This is a genomic window from Myxacorys sp. (assembly GCF_059501405.1).
On the sequence record NZ_JCACCM010000153.1, the window covers coordinates 49291 to 63066 of the forward strand.

General features: G+C 48.6%; 16 protein-coding genes. 3 read left to right on the forward strand and 13 right to left on the reverse strand.

Annotated features, from left to right (window positions below):
* Window positions 1-10: 10 nt before the first annotated feature.
* Window positions 11-667, reverse strand: a complete 657-nt coding sequence (locus AC5I6P_RS21175) for an NAD(P)H-binding protein (protein WP_495695745.1) — start codon at window positions 665-667, stop codon at window positions 11-13.
* Between the two features lie 411 nt (window positions 668-1078).
* Here AC5I6P_RS21175 and AC5I6P_RS21180 point away from each other — a divergent pair, with 411 nt between their 5' ends.
* Window positions 1079-1777 carry a DUF1997 domain-containing protein gene (locus tag AC5I6P_RS21180; protein ID WP_495695746.1) on the forward strand — a complete coding sequence of 233 codons (699 nt, stop codon included), beginning with the start codon at window positions 1079-1081 and terminating at the stop codon, window positions 1775-1777.
* A 60-nt stretch (window positions 1778-1837) separates the two neighbouring features.
* Here AC5I6P_RS21180 and petJ read toward each other — a convergent pair whose 3' ends face one another.
* The 5 genes from petJ to accD form a co-directional block, all read right to left on the reverse strand.
* Window positions 1838-2191: a cytochrome c6 PetJ gene (petJ, locus tag AC5I6P_RS21185; RefSeq protein WP_495695747.1), complete on the reverse strand. Its 354-nt coding sequence runs from the start codon at window positions 2189-2191 to the stop codon at window positions 1838-1840.
* Between the two features lie 130 nt (window positions 2192-2321).
* A complete protein-coding gene (gene petE / locus AC5I6P_RS21190; protein ID WP_495695748.1) occupies window positions 2322-2732 on the reverse strand; it encodes a plastocyanin in 411 nt (136 codons plus the stop codon).
* Window positions 2733-2854: 122 nt separating this feature from the next.
* On the reverse strand, window positions 2855-3367 hold the full coding sequence (gene psbV2 / locus AC5I6P_RS21195; RefSeq protein ID WP_495695749.1) for a photosystem II cytochrome PsbV2: 513 nt from the start codon (window positions 3365-3367) through the stop codon (window positions 2855-2857).
* A 26-nt stretch (window positions 3368-3393) separates the two neighbouring features.
* On the reverse strand, window positions 3394-3885 hold the full coding sequence (gene psbV / locus AC5I6P_RS21200; RefSeq protein ID WP_495695750.1) for a photosystem II cytochrome c-550: 492 nt from the start codon (window positions 3883-3885) through the stop codon (window positions 3394-3396).
* A gap of 318 nt (window positions 3886-4203) precedes the next feature.
* Entirely contained in the window at window positions 4204-5142 is a 939-nt protein-coding gene (gene accD / locus AC5I6P_RS21205) for an acetyl-CoA carboxylase, carboxyltransferase subunit beta (protein ID WP_495695751.1), read from the reverse strand.
* An 882-nt stretch (window positions 5143-6024) separates the two neighbouring features.
* Between accD and AC5I6P_RS21210 the strand changes: the two genes are divergently transcribed.
* Window positions 6025-7074: a squalene/phytoene synthase family protein gene (locus tag AC5I6P_RS21210; protein ID WP_495695752.1), complete on the forward strand. Its 1050-nt coding sequence runs from the start codon at window positions 6025-6027 to the stop codon at window positions 7072-7074.
* Window positions 7075-7087: 13 nt separating this feature from the next.
* On the opposite strand, the gene AC5I6P_RS21215 is transcribed toward AC5I6P_RS21210, so the two are convergent.
* Both AC5I6P_RS21215 and AC5I6P_RS21220 read right to left on the reverse strand, forming a co-directional pair.
* Complete coding sequence (locus tag AC5I6P_RS21215) at window positions 7088-8809, reverse strand: flavin reductase (protein WP_495695753.1); 1722 nt, start codon at window positions 8807-8809, stop codon at window positions 7088-7090.
* A 231-nt stretch (window positions 8810-9040) separates the two neighbouring features.
* Entirely contained in the window at window positions 9041-10780 is a 1740-nt protein-coding gene (locus AC5I6P_RS21220) for a diflavin flavoprotein (protein WP_495695754.1), read from the reverse strand.
* A 127-nt stretch (window positions 10781-10907) separates the two neighbouring features.
* Here AC5I6P_RS21220 and AC5I6P_RS21225 point away from each other — a divergent pair, with 127 nt between their 5' ends.
* Window positions 10908-11672 carry a pantothenate kinase gene (locus tag AC5I6P_RS21225; protein ID WP_495695755.1) on the forward strand — a complete coding sequence of 255 codons (765 nt, stop codon included), beginning with the start codon at window positions 10908-10910 and terminating at the stop codon, window positions 11670-11672.
* A 154-nt stretch (window positions 11673-11826) separates the two neighbouring features.
* Here AC5I6P_RS21225 and AC5I6P_RS21230 read toward each other — a convergent pair whose 3' ends face one another.
* The 5 genes from AC5I6P_RS21230 to AC5I6P_RS21250 form a co-directional block, all read right to left on the reverse strand.
* Complete coding sequence (locus AC5I6P_RS21230; RefSeq protein ID WP_495695756.1) at window positions 11827-12105, reverse strand: BrnA antitoxin family protein; 279 nt, start codon at window positions 12103-12105, stop codon at window positions 11827-11829.
* The gene (locus AC5I6P_RS21235; RefSeq protein ID WP_495695757.1) at window positions 12068-12346 is read right to left on the reverse strand and encodes a BrnT family toxin; all 279 of its coding nucleotides are present in this window, start codon (window positions 12344-12346) and stop codon (window positions 12068-12070) included. The genes AC5I6P_RS21230 and AC5I6P_RS21235 overlap by 38 nt, the downstream gene beginning before the upstream one ends.
* Window positions 12347-12391: 45 nt before the next feature.
* Window positions 12392-12637: a hypothetical protein gene (locus tag AC5I6P_RS21240; protein WP_495695758.1), complete on the reverse strand. Its 246-nt coding sequence runs from the start codon at window positions 12635-12637 to the stop codon at window positions 12392-12394.
* A gap of 99 nt (window positions 12638-12736) precedes the next feature.
* Window positions 12737-13192 (reverse strand): NUDIX hydrolase, encoded by a 456-nt coding sequence (locus AC5I6P_RS21245; protein ID WP_495695759.1) that lies wholly within the window; start codon window positions 13190-13192, stop codon window positions 12737-12739.
* A gap of 131 nt (window positions 13193-13323) precedes the next feature.
* Complete coding sequence (locus tag AC5I6P_RS21250; protein ID WP_495695760.1) at window positions 13324-13767, reverse strand: peroxiredoxin; 444 nt, start codon at window positions 13765-13767, stop codon at window positions 13324-13326.
* Window positions 13768-13776 lie beyond the last annotated feature (9 nt).

Consider the following 13776-nt stretch of genomic DNA (forward strand, 5'->3'; position numbering starts at 1 on the left):
CGCCCGCTTCTTAGGCTACGCCTGCAAATAGGGTTTCAAATGGCTGTTGCGGCGCGTCCGGGGTTGCCACAATTTCGACAATCTTATTTTGGGATTTTGGCTCAAACACCGATTCCACACAAACTTGAGCCACCTTGGTTCGAGGAATGCTGCCTTCCGATAACGTATCCGCCGACGACATGACGATCGCATTGTCGTTGTCTTCGTTCTTCAACCCACCCGGACGCACGATCGTATAGGTCAATCCACTGCGCTGAATATATTCCTCCGCTTGCTTCTTCCACACCAAAATCAGCCAAAACAGATTCAACGGATGAAAGAACCGAGACGTACAGAGCGACGAGACGAAGACAAATTGCTGGACTCCGTTAGCCTTGGCAGCATCGACGAGATGCTTTGTCCCCTCATAATCCACTTTATAAGGTCCCGTCGGGTCAAAGCTCGGACGCGCACCTGTTGCGCAGAAGACAACCGTTGCGTCTGCGATCGCCGCTTTCAAATCCGACTTCAACACATCGCCTCTCACCAGTTCAACTTGCGAGGGCAGAATGGCTCGTGCTGAATCTGCATCTCGCACCAGTGCCCGGACAGGAATATCCCTTGCCACCAACTGCTGGACAATCCGACGCCCTGTTTCTCCGGTTGCCCCTGCTACAAATGCTTTCATACGACTTCTCGCTAAACTTGTTCGACTCTTGTTTTCGCCCGAATCGATTCTCTTAACATCTGATGAAGGGTAGAGGTAGAGCAGATTTGAACAACATCCGGCTTCTGCCTTTGTCTTTATAGGGTTTGCACAAAAGTTCGTACTTTCTTAAAATACATTTCGTAATCATTCGGTAAAATGCATTTCGTAATGATTCGACAGGCTTGATCGATTAGAATCGAGTTTCGTGCCGATTTCTACGGATAAGGCTAAACCCTCCGAAAAAACCGTCTCAGAAATCACCGCACCACTGTGCCACTCGGTTTAGTTTGTATAAACTTTCAAGGAACGCGATCGCTCAAACGTGAAGCACTAGATACCTTCAGGGAATCTTGGATCAAGACCAACGGCGTAAACCAAGCAAGAGAGAGCATGCAGTCCTCACCAACCAACTCGTTTTACGAAGCTTCGCAGAATCGTCAACTGACTCACACTGCCGATCACGGTTTGCACTCGATCTCCACCAATTGTCCATCCGCTGAAGGCGCAAGTTCAGTTGCACCAATCGGGCCAACTGAATTTCGGAGCCACTTCGTGGATTCAATGGAAATGGGTGCCGATGTGCAAACTGTGGCAAAGTACCTTGATGGGCATTCTGAGTGGTTTCGTCGCTGCGCCCACCCAATGGTGGTAGAGTCGATCGGCGCGAACAGCTATGCGATGACCGTTGGGCGGTTTGGCGCATTCGGCTACGATATTGAACCGAGGATTGGACTAGACCTACTGCCTCATCAGGAAGGCGTGTATCGGATTGAGACGGTTCCGGTTCCAAACTACACGGAGATTGGCTATGAGGTGGATTTTCGCGCCGCGATGGAGCTAGTTGATCTAGGTAACGATACTTCTGAGTGGGCAACAACCCGAATTCAGTGGCAATTAGATCTTGCGGTTGTCATTCAGTTTCCAAAATTCATCCATGCTCTGCCAGAGACGCTGATCCAGCGCACCGGCGATCGCGTTCTTAATCAGGTCGTTCGGCAGGTCTCCCGCCGCTTAACTCACAAGGTGCAAGAAGATTTCCATGCATCTCATTGTCTCCCCCTGCCAAAACGAGTTAAAAAGCGACGCTAAACTGAAACCCTCCAAGCGACCTTGGAGGGTTTATTGTCAGGGTTTGTTGTCAGACGGTACTTACCATCCTGCTTCGGCTTGCTGAAGCACGTACTGAGCAACTGCCTTAACTTCAGAATCGGTCAATCGTCCGTCAAAAGCAGGCATTGCATTTTTGCCATGAGTCACCTGTTGTCTTATCGCGTCTATCGAGTTCATCGCATACTTTTCAAGGGCTTCTTTTCTCAGCGTTTTGTGAGAAATAATCACGTTGTTGCCACCAATATGACAAGCTGAGCAATTGGCGCTAAAGATGCGCTGTCCGTCGGGCGCATCCACCTCGGCAGAACTCGTTAGAGGGAAGAGAAAGAGCGCGATCGCAAGGCAAATGGCTAATGGCAGCACCACGACTCGCATCGATAAAATCCTTTGCAAAATAATTCTCCTCTCTCAACCGCCAACCAGAAGCGTAATACCTTGTTAGATCCCTATTCTATGACGGGAAAAGGAGGTTCTGGCTATTGATGAAAGAGGAGATGATTGAGTCAAATGGAGACTTCAAGAACTATTGAACGATCACTTTACCAACCATGCCAGCACCCCGGTGAGGCAAGCAGTAGTAGGAGTACTCACCCGGAGGCGTGTCCGCCGGGAAGTTTACTTCAAAACTCTTACCCGCGCCTTCTAAACCTTTGTGAGACAGCTTAGCGGCCAAATCTTTATTCCCATCAGGAACTTTAGCACTGTCAAACACAACGTTGTGAGGCGGCAAGCTACCCACCTGCCACTGCACGGTATCACCAGGCTTGATGGTCACAACAGCGGGATCAAACACTAAACCTTTTGGGGTTCCCATCTTGACATTGTAGGTTTCTGCTGCCGCAGGAGAAGCAGCCCAGAAAAAGCTGCTGGCGATCAGCATAACGGCACAGAATGCCAGTGAAATTCCTCGAAGAACAGAAGAAATCGATTTCATAATGGTCTCTAGAACGAGTGGTTCTCTAACTTCTTTCGATATTTTACAGCTTGTCGTACTTTATCAATGCAGAGAGTTTCTGCAACTAAAGCTTAAATAGCTTAAATCTACTGAGCCTGCCTCTAAAACTGATCAGTTCCCCAGCCGGGCGCAACTTGGGCTGCCCGCAGAATAAACCCAGCCAAGTGTTCGGCTTGCGATCGCGAGAGCCAACTCTCCGGGACTTCCCGGCAGTAAATCTCGTCTTCTGTGCCGTCATAGCTCATTGGACGCCGCATATAAGCAACGAGCCGTTCAATCGTATCTCGCGGCGGCGTTGCCCCTTTTAGCGCCTCTAGCGACAACGAAACAGGTGGATTGGGTAACGTTGATCCGCCAACATGACAATTGGTGCAACTTGCGCCAAAAAGTTTTTTCCCTTCGGTGATGTCCTCTGCCGAAAACAGGCGCGTCTGCCCTTGATCGTCAAGCGCCAGCGGAATCGGCTCGGTCACTTTTAAGTAATAAGTAACGTAGGAATCAGCCGCATAGACCGGACGGCTGACCAGTGCCAGTCCCAAACAAACACAACAAAACACCGCGAAACCACGGAGCAAAAGAGCAGGAAGCCAGCGCAGAGTTTTGTGAATCAGCATGGAGCAATGGTCAGCAAGAGAACGAACTAGTAATGGATTTTGCCGCCGCCCCACTGGTCGCCGACAACTTTGGGCTGGAGCAGAATGTGTCCTGCGATCGCAACAAGGTCCTTGTCGGTGAGGTTTCGCATTTCAGGGAAGGTATCTTTGCTCTTGATGCTCGGATGCACTTCCGCAATCGAGGTAGACCCATCGTAGCTGGTGGGATCTTTCATATAATCCACCAACGCTTCGATGTTATTGCGAGGCGGTGTTGCCAAGTCAAGCGCTTCGGGGTCAAGCCCTACGTTAGGATCGGTTTTGGTGACACCACCCGCGTGACACTGGGCGCACGCATACTGAAATAGGCGCTTACCTTCTTTGACCTGCTTCAGGCTCAACACCGTAGTATCGCCTGCATCATTGACTGGAACGGTGCGAAGCTTAACGTCTAATTCGGCAGCATTTACGCCTTGTACAAAAACTTGAAAGGCAAAAAAGACAGTGGCTACAGCAAGCCAAAGGCATCTTTTAAGCATGGTTCTCCTTAAATGTGGCTCAGTTACGAATTTCACAACACAACAGTCGATAATGGCAACCCCAATTCTCAAGGCACTGTGACCCTCAAGACATTGCCCCTTAAGACACTGCGCTTTGAGGAAGAGGCACTAGCCGTAGATTCATCGCTCGGTAAAACCTTCACCATGAGAACGGCTGATAGCGAAAATAGACTTCTTTAATACCAATATCACGTCGTTGTGACAATCCTTAGCCCAATTTGTAGAAGAATGAAGAGATTCTCAGAAAGGGCGGCATGGAAAGAGGCTCTCTTCCCTTCCTATGCGATCGCGAATTGATTAAAGAATCGAGTTGGGGGCAACCGCAGTCAGCGTTTTGATGCCTGGGATCTGACTTCCTCCGGTATGAACCGGGAGAACGGTGGGTTGATGAAGCCGAATTAACTGAGCCAGTGTCTTCTTCAACTGAGTGCGAGGCACGATCGCATCCACAAAGCCATGCGCTAACAAATATTCAGACGTTTGAAAGTCGTCGGGGAGCTTTTCTCGTAAGGTTTGCTCGACAACCCGACGTCCCGCAAAGGCGATCGTCGCTTTCGGTTCTGCCAAAATGATGTCTCCTAACATGGCAAAACTAGCGGTGACACCCCCCGCCGTCGGATGGGTTAACACTGGAATATAGAGCAAACGGTTAGCGCGATGCCGTTCTAGTGCCCCAGACACTTTCGCCATTTGCATCAGGCTCAACATGCCTTCCTGCATCCGTGCTCCCCCAGAGGCACATAAAATTACCACTGGAAGCCGTTGCTGAGTTCCACGCTCGATCAGCCGAGTCAGCTTCTCACCCACAACTGAGCCCATGCTGCCACCCATAAAGCGGAAGTCCATGACGCCCAAGGCCACAGAAGACCCTTCAATCTGTCCAATTCCGGTTTGCACCGCATCGGTGAGACGAGTTTTTTCCTGAGTTTCGCGCAAGCGATCGCTATAGGCTTTGCGATCGCGAAACTTAAGGGGATCAGTTGGCATCAATCCTTCGTCAATGGCAACCCACGTATCCGCATCGATTAATTGACTAATGCGCTGATCGCTCGCAACTCGCATGTGGTGATTGCACTCTAGGCACACCATTTGATTCAGTCGCAAATCTTTGGTGTAGGTGAGGACGCTACAAGCTTCGCATTTTGTCCACAACCCATCTGCAATCTCCCGTTCTTGCCCGTCGGGGACAGAAGACCCTGATTTTTGTCGATTTGCAAACCAATCAAAAAGTGACATAGTAACTGTGTTCCTTAGTAGTAGTGCAGGGGACTAACGACATAAGAGGTAAAGACGGTCTGATCAGACAAGAGTGCCCATCTCAGGCGTTTTCTCGGTGCTTTTTCGATTAGGTCTTTTATCTTCTATGACCAACCGCGTCGTTATGATTTCATCGATTACTGCTTCACCAAATTAGAGTTCGTAAATTAGAGCCTTGCACCGAATTCTAGAAGGAATTTGGTGAAGTTTGCAAAAAAATTTCTAAAACAGCGTGCCGAAACTGCAATCTCAGATTAAAACTTTTTAAGACAAGACGTGTAAACACTTGAAGTCTTTATTTGTAAAAACATTTTTGTTCTTTCGCTCAATTGACCCAAGGGAGCGATCATTTAACGGAGGAGTCAGGATTTACATCATCAAGCGGAGTGTTGCCTTCTAGACTTTAAGCTTGAGCGAACACAAAAAGTCCCTCCATTTTGGAACGTTTAGGGGCAGGTTGTAAGATTTGTGAGCAATCTGTGTTCTGGCGTTCTGTGTGTCTACTGCTTAGGTATTTGCAGACCGTTAGAACCTCAGAAACATCCCTTAAAGAAGTTAGAGGGTCGTGGTGTAAACCCATTAATCAGCTTCGAGTCCGTGTCAGACGCGACTGTCCAACTACGGGTCTATAACAGCCTCAACGTCACCAAAATTATGAGTATTCCTCCTGGTATTTCATAATTCCGCTTAGGTTTTCCTATTTCTCGTGAGCCGCTTTGACGTGCAAGAACCAAGGCGCGGTTAGCCTAATTTCAGAATGCTTGCATGTGATACAAAACACACTCTGTTGTTCTCAAAAAAATCTGGGAATTCTGAACCTGGAGCGCACTTTAGCAGTTCGATGAGATTTTGACTTTTCGTATGAGTACTTTGTCACTATCCCAATTAGTTGGTTCCTCGCACTATCTTGCGATCGCAGATGATGCCCTCAAGGACGAGGATAATGCCGCTTGGGTGATGGAGCTAGAGTTAGAGGTTCGGCAAGAATGGATTGAGCGCATTAGTTGGATTCGGCTGGCGGATCGGTTAGCTGAGAGTGATCTCCTAGACCCTCATGGTTCTGAGTTTCAGCGCTTTCAAGACGGTTGGAAGTGGCTGATGGCAACGGGTCAGGCACAGCCTGTTAGCGGGCATCGGAAAGTCTTTGAGGCCATTCGCGATCGCTGGTTTTGTAATACTGAACCTGTAGATCAGCTATCCATTAGCTCGTGGAATCGTTACTTAAACGCGCTGGAGCGCTATCACCACAACAACAATCTTGTCTTCGACACCCTCGATCAGTTTGAATCGATGCTAGAGGAACTGGCAGCCTCTTTCTTTCAAGTATTACCCTTTCTGCCAGCTCACCAGCGACGAATAGTCGGCGCGTTTGGCATGGTGGATCAGTTTTACAACATTCTGCGTGATCTTCGGGAAGACGCCAAGCAAGGCATTTGTTATCTGCCGACGGAAGTACTCGATCGCTTTGGTGTCAGTCGTACCGAAATTCTCGAATTGCGAGCCTACAATAATCCGGGCTACCGCTCCATGATGCAATTTTGGATTTATGACTATTTGCCACAGTTGTATCGTAAAGCGTATCCCTTTATTTTGTCGCCCGATCTACATCCTTCTTGGCAAATGCTGCGGGATTGGTCGCTGAACCGCTATAAGCGAATCGAGCGGATACTGCGTCGATGCGACTACGACTACACAAGATTTCCGCAAGTCTACTGGCAAGAAGTTCAACGAGATTTGGTGTTGATCCTGCCAGCGAGATTTGGCAATCCCTCTTATTGTCATCTTCCTAAAGGAGGAAATAGAGGATATTCAACAAAATTAACATCTATCTCTTCTCTATCTCGCAAATGCAAGCTGTTTCAGTTCGCCAAGCAAGAGCCTAATGTTTTGATGGAGTTTGGCTGCGGTTGAAGTTTGGCTGCGGTTAATAAGATGTTCCTGACTTGCGGTGCAAGACGGCAGTTACGCCTTTCGCTTCCATGACTTTGCCATTGTTCACCTCGGCATAAAGCAGCCAATGATCACCGCATTCCATTCGGTTTTGAATGGTGCATTCGAGGTAGGCCAAAGCGTCTAGCAGAATTGGGCAACCATTGGCGGCAGGTTCCGTGTTGAGGTCGGCAAAGCGATCGCGGCTAGGCTCAGCTGCTTTCATAAAAGCGCGATGAAGCGGCCGATCTTCTCGGAGAATATTTAGCACAAACTGATCACCAATGTGATCGAGCCAGCCTTCCACACGCGATTTTGCGATCGCAACGGTAACTCCAGGCGGATTAAAGGTCGCTTGGGAAATCCAAGACGTGAGGAATCCATTGGTTCGTTCGCCTTGCTTAACCGTTACCACACACAACGACCCAACCACGCGACCTAAGGCTTGTTCAGTACGGTCGCTCTTTGTTTCAGTCACAAACGATCGCGGTTCTCGAACTTTCTTCGTTTTACGCAACACCTGAGCAAACTCTGCCCCCGCTTGCTCTGACTGCTGCAACACCTCGTCTGTCGGCTTGAATTTCACGCGAATCGTGTCAAATCCAAACGTATAGCCTGCATCTTGAAGGCGGTTTTCAACGAGATCGATCGCTTCGCCGCTCCAGCCATAGGAGCCAAAAACGCCTGCTACTTTCGTTTTTGAGGCATTAGAGAGGACTAAACCCAGCGCTGTTTGAATTTGTGTCGGGGCGTGTCCTGCCAGCGTTGGAGTGCCAATAATGAAGCCGTCGCATCGTTCTACAACCGCTGTCACATCAGATGGCTCAGCAAATTCGCAGTTAACCGATTCAACAGTAATGTCAGAGTCCGTGAGTCCTTTGGCGATCGCTTGTGCCACACTGGCGGTATTTCCATAGGCAGAAGCGTAAAGCAAGGCGACAGAACGTTCTTGGTTTTTCTGCTCATCGCACCAGTTGCGATAGTCTAACAACAAGCGGCTGCGGCTATAGCGCACAATGGAGCCATGAGCAACGGCGTACATCGTGGCAGGAAAAGTTGAAAGTTCTGCGATCGCGTCTTCAACCTGTTTAGACTGCGCCGCGTGCAGACAGTCGAAGTAGTAGCGACGATCTTCGTCTAGCTGCTTCCAGTGTTCATCGAAAATAGAATCGTCGCAGACATGCGAGCCAAAGAATTTGTCCGTATAGAGAATTTGGGTGGCTGGATCAAAAACGCACAATTCATCCACCCAACGCGGAGTAGGCACGAAGGCGAATTGCAAAACATGTCCTTTGCCCAGATCGAGAGTGTCGTCATCTCGAACAATTTGAAGTTGGAGATGATGGTTTGGAAAAGCCGTTTTTAAGGCATTGGCAGCCGGCTTAGAGCAAACGATCGTGACCTGCGGTGCTAATTCGAGCAGCTTTTTGAGCGTTTCAAGGCGATTTTGATTCACGTGGCTCAAAATCACATAGTCGAGCTTTTGAAAGTACTGATGTTGATGTAGTTCGTGTACAAAAATATCTGTGAAAGACGAACCCGGCGGATCGATCAAGGCATTTTGTTCCGCTTGAATCAAATACGCGTTAGCGGTCGTGCCTTTTTGCCGCGCGTATTCGATCTCAAACTTGAGCCGATCCCAAGTGCGCGATCGCAGCACTTGTGTATCGGCACCGATTTCGGCAATTTGCACGTCTCTGGGTCTGGAGTCTGACATAAGGAATGAGGGATGAGAGGAAGGGCAATGCCCCGCTATTAGAGCAGAGCGCAACTCCGCAGGAACCGCGAGGAGGGATGGTCTACAGCAACGCGATGCGAGAAGAAGTAGATGAGGGATAAGGGATACAACTCAAATTACACTTGTCAAATTACACGTCCGCATTTCATCCCCATTTGCGAAGCGTTGCCGCAGGCGTCCCTTATCCTTCGTCCTTACCTTAGTAGGGATTTAGTAGTGATTTCCCACTTTCCGATGGTGAACGGCAGTGAGAGCATCCGATTTAGCAACTCGTCCGGCATCCACTGTACTGTAGACAATCCAGTGGTCACTGCATTCCATCCGGCTTGCGACTTCGCATTCTAGATAGGCGAGGGAATCCGCAAGAATTGGAGAACCGTTATTAGCAGGATAGGTTTTGACGTTCGCAAATCGGTCTGCGCCGGGGGCAAAGCGCTTTAAGAAGTGCTTCATCAAGGGCTGATAGTTACCTTCTTCCAAAATATTGAGAACGAAGCGATCGCCGACTCTCATGAGTGACTCGATCGCGCGGTCTTTGGCCACGGCGATCGTAAACCCCAACGGCTGGAAACTGGCTTGAGACACCCAGGATGCTAACATCGCGCTGGTTACTTCGTTCTTCTTGGCGGTGATGATGTAAAGCCCTCCACTTAAGCGTCCCATTGCTTTATCGAGATCGCCGTCCAGAGATTTCATTTGTTTTACAGCGCGATCGCGGGTCAGCCATTGCCCCAAGTCTGTGCCTGCTTCTTCGCAAAGCTGATAGGTTGCCTCGGTCGGATCTGCCTCGATTTTGATGGGAGCAAAGCCTTCGGTTAATCCCGCTTCCCGAAATTGGCTGCGAATCACATCCACCGATTCTTCATCCTCGCCTGCCACCTCAAACAGCCCGATCGCTTGCTTTGCATTTGCCGCTGCCAGAATTGTGCCGATCGCAGCTTCAGCTTGATCGGCGAGTTCACCTGATTGAGGCGGCATTCCAATCACTAATCCGCTTGAAAGTTCGACCAGTTCGCGCACCTCGTGGGGTTGGGCTTCTCGCAGATCTAAAACTTCAACCCCAACCCCTGTTTTGAGAATGCCATCTGCGATCGCGTGGGCTAAGCGATCGCCGTCTCCGTAGCCACTCACGTAAAACAATCCTACCGTTTTGACAGATTTGGCTTTGGTTTGGCTCCATTCTTGGTAGCGCCCAACCAATTCTTTCACGTTGTAGTACAAGAGCGGGCCATGACCGGTTGCTACCATTTTCACTTCGGGAAGCTCCCCAATGCGTTTGATGGCAGACAGCACCGATCGGGCGTTAGGAGCCATGAGACAATCGTAGTAGATGCGATATTCCTGCTCGATCAGGTCTAAATCTTCGTCAAAGGTGCGATCGTCGCAAAAATGCATTCCAAAGGCATCGCAGGTGAAGAGCGTTTGCGTTTTCGAGTCGTAGGTAAAAATGGTGTCGGGCCAATGCAAATTTGGCGCAGACACAAATTCCAATAAATGACCATTGCCCAAATCTAAGCGCTCTCCGCTTTTGACCAACTGGCTCTTGAAAGGTTGATGAACCATACTGTCAAGAAACTGAATGGCGACTTTTGCGCCCACTACCGTAATGTTTGGATTCAGTTGAAGCACGTCTCGCACCAAGCCACTGTGATCCGGTTCGGTATGGCTAATGATCAGATAGTCGATTTGCTGCGGATCGATTAGCTCAGTTAATGTATCCAGGTACAGATCCCGAAACTTCTCATGAGAAGTATCAACGAGGGCAACTTTCTCACCTCGAATCAAGAAGGAGTTGTAGGTGGTGCCGTTTTCTAAGGAAAACTCAATATCAAAACGATCGCGATCCCAATCGAGGGAGCGAATAACGGTTGTGTCTGAGGCAATATCAGCAGTTTGAAGGGTGAGTCTGCGCTTTGATCGAGCAGTGGGACGATCGCTGAGTGCTACCATGTCTGCCTCCTAGAAGGGGTGTACCTTACTTACATGTTAAGGAATATTGCTCGTATTTTCTTAGTTTTTCGCGTTTGGCCCGGTTTTGTAAAGTTTTAATACACAAAGGGACTCATAAGTTTTTTATATGAACGAGTGGCTTGCGCTCACGATTGGTAATTCTCGCTTCCACTGGGCACTGTTTGAGGATGAAACACTGCGGCAGGTTTGGGATGCTCCACCAATGGATGTAGACGTTGTAAAAGCCTTCATTGCTAATCCTAAAGGGTTTGTGCCGCTTTCAAATCAGATGGCTCTACCCGAACTTTGGCTGGCTTCCGTCGTACCCAAACAGAGTAAACCTTGGACAGCCTATTCCCAAGTCAAGGTCATCACACTGTCTCAGATTCCGTTGTATCAGGTTTATTCAAGTTTTGGAGTTGATCGGGCGCTGGCGTTGTGGGGCGCGATCGCAACCTATGGCAGTCCCACGTTGGTGATTGACTGCGGGACTGCTATGACTTTTACGGGAGCCGATTCGCACAACAATCTGATCGGCGGCGCAATTTCGCCAGGATTGAGGTTGCAGTTTCAGGCGTTGGGACAGAACACCGCCGCGTTACCTAATTTAGATACTGAAACGATTTCAGACTTGCCGCCGCGCTGGGCGCGAAACACGCAAGCTGCGATCGCGAGTGGAATTTTGCAGGGTGCAATTGCGAGTATTCGAGACTTTGTTCTAGATTGGCAACAAAGATTTCCAGATAGTGCGATCGTCATGACCGGAGGTGATGCAACGCTACTGTGTAGAATTCTGAACCAAGAATTACCCGAAGTATCAAGATTGATCCACTTAGACTTAAATTTAGCTTTTTGGGGAATTCGAGAGATTAGACGCCGTTCGAATGGCTAACTCAAGATATATTCCTACTTTCCAACGAACTTGCCCTTTAACCCACGCTAATATCTCACCCTCAATCCGAGGTGCGAGGCGAATCTTGCCAGCACTTGCAGGATCAATAGCACTTCACTTTTCCATGGTTAAAGTCGTATTCTATTTCCATCGGTTAGGCAGTTTTCTGGTTACTATCCTGCTCAATATGACGACGCAACACTGAATTAATTAGCGCCTTGTACTCTTCGCTTTGCGATTGAAACCATGTCATCACGTCCGGATCAAGCTGAACTAAGTTCCTAGCTTGATCCGCTGGAACTCTTAGCACTGCCTTCTCAAAAAACTCGTCCGTCAAAGGTGGAATATCAGAATAATCAATTCCTTCGTCTGACATCGATTCCAATGCTGCCCAATTAGTACGAGAGGTACTGCTCAAATCGTTTTCGTTCATGTCGATTTGCCCGCCGTGCTGAAATTACTCGGATTACGTCACCTTGCCGCTCTGTCCAAACAACGATCGCTATACCGTTGCCTAAAAAGCCGATTCCAATCCATTGGTCTTCACTGTAATCAAAACGGTTATCCAACTCAATCAGCATTGAACCCTCAAACATTTCGGGAACATCCGCAAAATCAATTTCGTGTTTACGAACATTTTCTAGATTTTTCGCTTCGTCCCACTCAAACTGCATGGAGACCTAACGCTGCCGATTGAACTACCATAATTATCTCGCATCTCATCCTGCATTCCAACCTGGGAAAATGTGATGCAACTGGTCTTCCAGATTCCATCCTTTCGGGCGCTGCTGTTCATCGAACCAAGGTGTTCCTTTTTTTAGCCACTGCTCACGATATGTTGGAGTGTCATCGCAACCATATTCACACCCACAACAGATGCAAATTTCATAAGAGTAGCGAACCTTTTCTTCATCGACGCCTTCTAGCCAGGGCAAACCACAAATTGGACAGTTAAATATTCTCATACTGTAAGAATTGCTTGGTTCTTAAGCATTTGCTTGTCCCCTCACAAATAGCTTTGAAACATAATCCTCACCATTTATATCAAATCGCCCAGCTAGAATTTAAGCAACTGTTGTCAACCCCGCAAAGTAGTCTTCCAACTGTCGCTGATGGTCGTGTGACAGCCGACCTTCTGGTAACTGTCCCGGCGAAAATGCTTGCACATCAATCACTTCTAGCGGATCTGTGACTTGCATCATGCCCCTTGCTTCAACCTCAACCACAATGCAGATCGAATGCATTCGAGGATCGCGATCGGGCGCAGAATACACCCCAACCAACCGTCGAATTTTCGCTAACTCTAGCCCGGTTTCTTCTGCAAGCTCGCGCGCGATCGCAGTAGGCAAATCTTCGCCCCAGTCCACAATGCCACCCGGAAGACCCCACAACCGATTATCCCGTCGCTGGATTAAAACAAGTTTCTCATCCGGCAAAATCGCAATAATACTAGTTCCGGTCACAGGATGTCGAAGGATGACACCCAGAACGTTTTGGAAAAAATGCCACAACCAACGCATAGATTCAGGAAATAACACCGCAGTCGAGACTGATGCTTCAGAGCGTGCAACCGATCAGTCAGAATGCGAGGAACATCTATTCAACCGCAACTTTGATAGAACACCACACGAGCCGCTAAACATTTAAGCCCTTAAGTTAGATCTTGCAGAAGTTGCGCTGCATGAAGTTCAGGCTTAACTTTCTTGTAGATTTTTTCAATCGTACCATCTGGGCTAACCACAACCGTATTTCGGCTAGTGCCCACATATTCTTTACCCATAAATTTCTTTAGTCTATAGCTATCGTAAGTCTCCGCAACTTTTCCACCTTCATCCGACAAGAGTGGAAAAGGCAGATTGAGCTTATTGACAAACTTTTCGTGAGACTTAGCATCATCGGTGCTGATGCCTAAGACAACGACATTCTGAGCTTGAAAGTCGGCGTAAGCATCGCGAAAGGCACACGCTTCCTTGATGCATCCCGGCGTGCTGTCGCGCGGATAGAAATACAGAACGACTCGCTTACCTTTGAAGTCAGCAAGATTGACAGGCTGCGTAGGTATCGGGCAGGATGAAACTGGGAGCAGGGTCGCCAATTTGAAGAG

What these genes read in the sequence shown, in the direction of transcription:
- accD (WP_495695751.1), bottom strand. Translation starts at nt 5,142, where the DNA reads ATGTCACTTTTTGATTGGTTTGCAAATCGACAAAAATCAGGGTCTTCT.
- AC5I6P_RS21175 (WP_495695745.1), bottom strand. Translation starts at nt 667, where the DNA reads ATGAAAGCATTTGTAGCAGGGGCAACCGGAGAAACAGGGCGTCGGATT.
- AC5I6P_RS21210 (WP_495695752.1), top strand. Translation starts at nt 6,025, where the DNA reads ATGAGTACTTTGTCACTATCCCAATTAGTTGGTTCCTCGCACTATCTT.
- AC5I6P_RS21180 (WP_495695746.1), top strand. Translation starts at nt 1,079, where the DNA reads ATGCAGTCCTCACCAACCAACTCGTTTTACGAAGCTTCGCAGAATCGT.
- AC5I6P_RS21225 (WP_495695755.1), top strand. Translation starts at nt 10,908, where the DNA reads ATGAACGAGTGGCTTGCGCTCACGATTGGTAATTCTCGCTTCCACTGG.
- AC5I6P_RS21240 (WP_495695758.1), bottom strand. Translation starts at nt 12,637, where the DNA reads ATGAGAATATTTAACTGTCCAATTTGTGGTTTGCCCTGGCTAGAAGGC.
- psbV (WP_495695750.1), bottom strand. Translation starts at nt 3,885, where the DNA reads ATGCTTAAAAGATGCCTTTGGCTTGCTGTAGCCACTGTCTTTTTTGCC.
- AC5I6P_RS21230 (WP_495695756.1), bottom strand. Translation starts at nt 12,105, where the DNA reads ATGAACGAAAACGATTTGAGCAGTACCTCTCGTACTAATTGGGCAGCA.
- AC5I6P_RS21245 (WP_495695759.1), bottom strand. Translation starts at nt 13,192, where the DNA reads ATGCGTTGGTTGTGGCATTTTTTCCAAAACGTTCTGGGTGTCATCCTT.
- psbV2 (WP_495695749.1), bottom strand. Translation starts at nt 3,367, where the DNA reads ATGCTGATTCACAAAACTCTGCGCTGGCTTCCTGCTCTTTTGCTCCGT.
- AC5I6P_RS21215 (WP_495695753.1), bottom strand. Translation starts at nt 8,809, where the DNA reads ATGTCAGACTCCAGACCCAGAGACGTGCAAATTGCCGAAATCGGTGCC.
- AC5I6P_RS21220 (WP_495695754.1), bottom strand. Translation starts at nt 10,780, where the DNA reads ATGGTAGCACTCAGCGATCGTCCCACTGCTCGATCAAAGCGCAGACTC.
- petE (WP_495695748.1), bottom strand. Translation starts at nt 2,732, where the DNA reads ATGAAATCGATTTCTTCTGTTCTTCGAGGAATTTCACTGGCATTCTGT.
- AC5I6P_RS21235 (WP_495695757.1), bottom strand. Translation starts at nt 12,346, where the DNA reads ATGCAGTTTGAGTGGGACGAAGCGAAAAATCTAGAAAATGTTCGTAAA.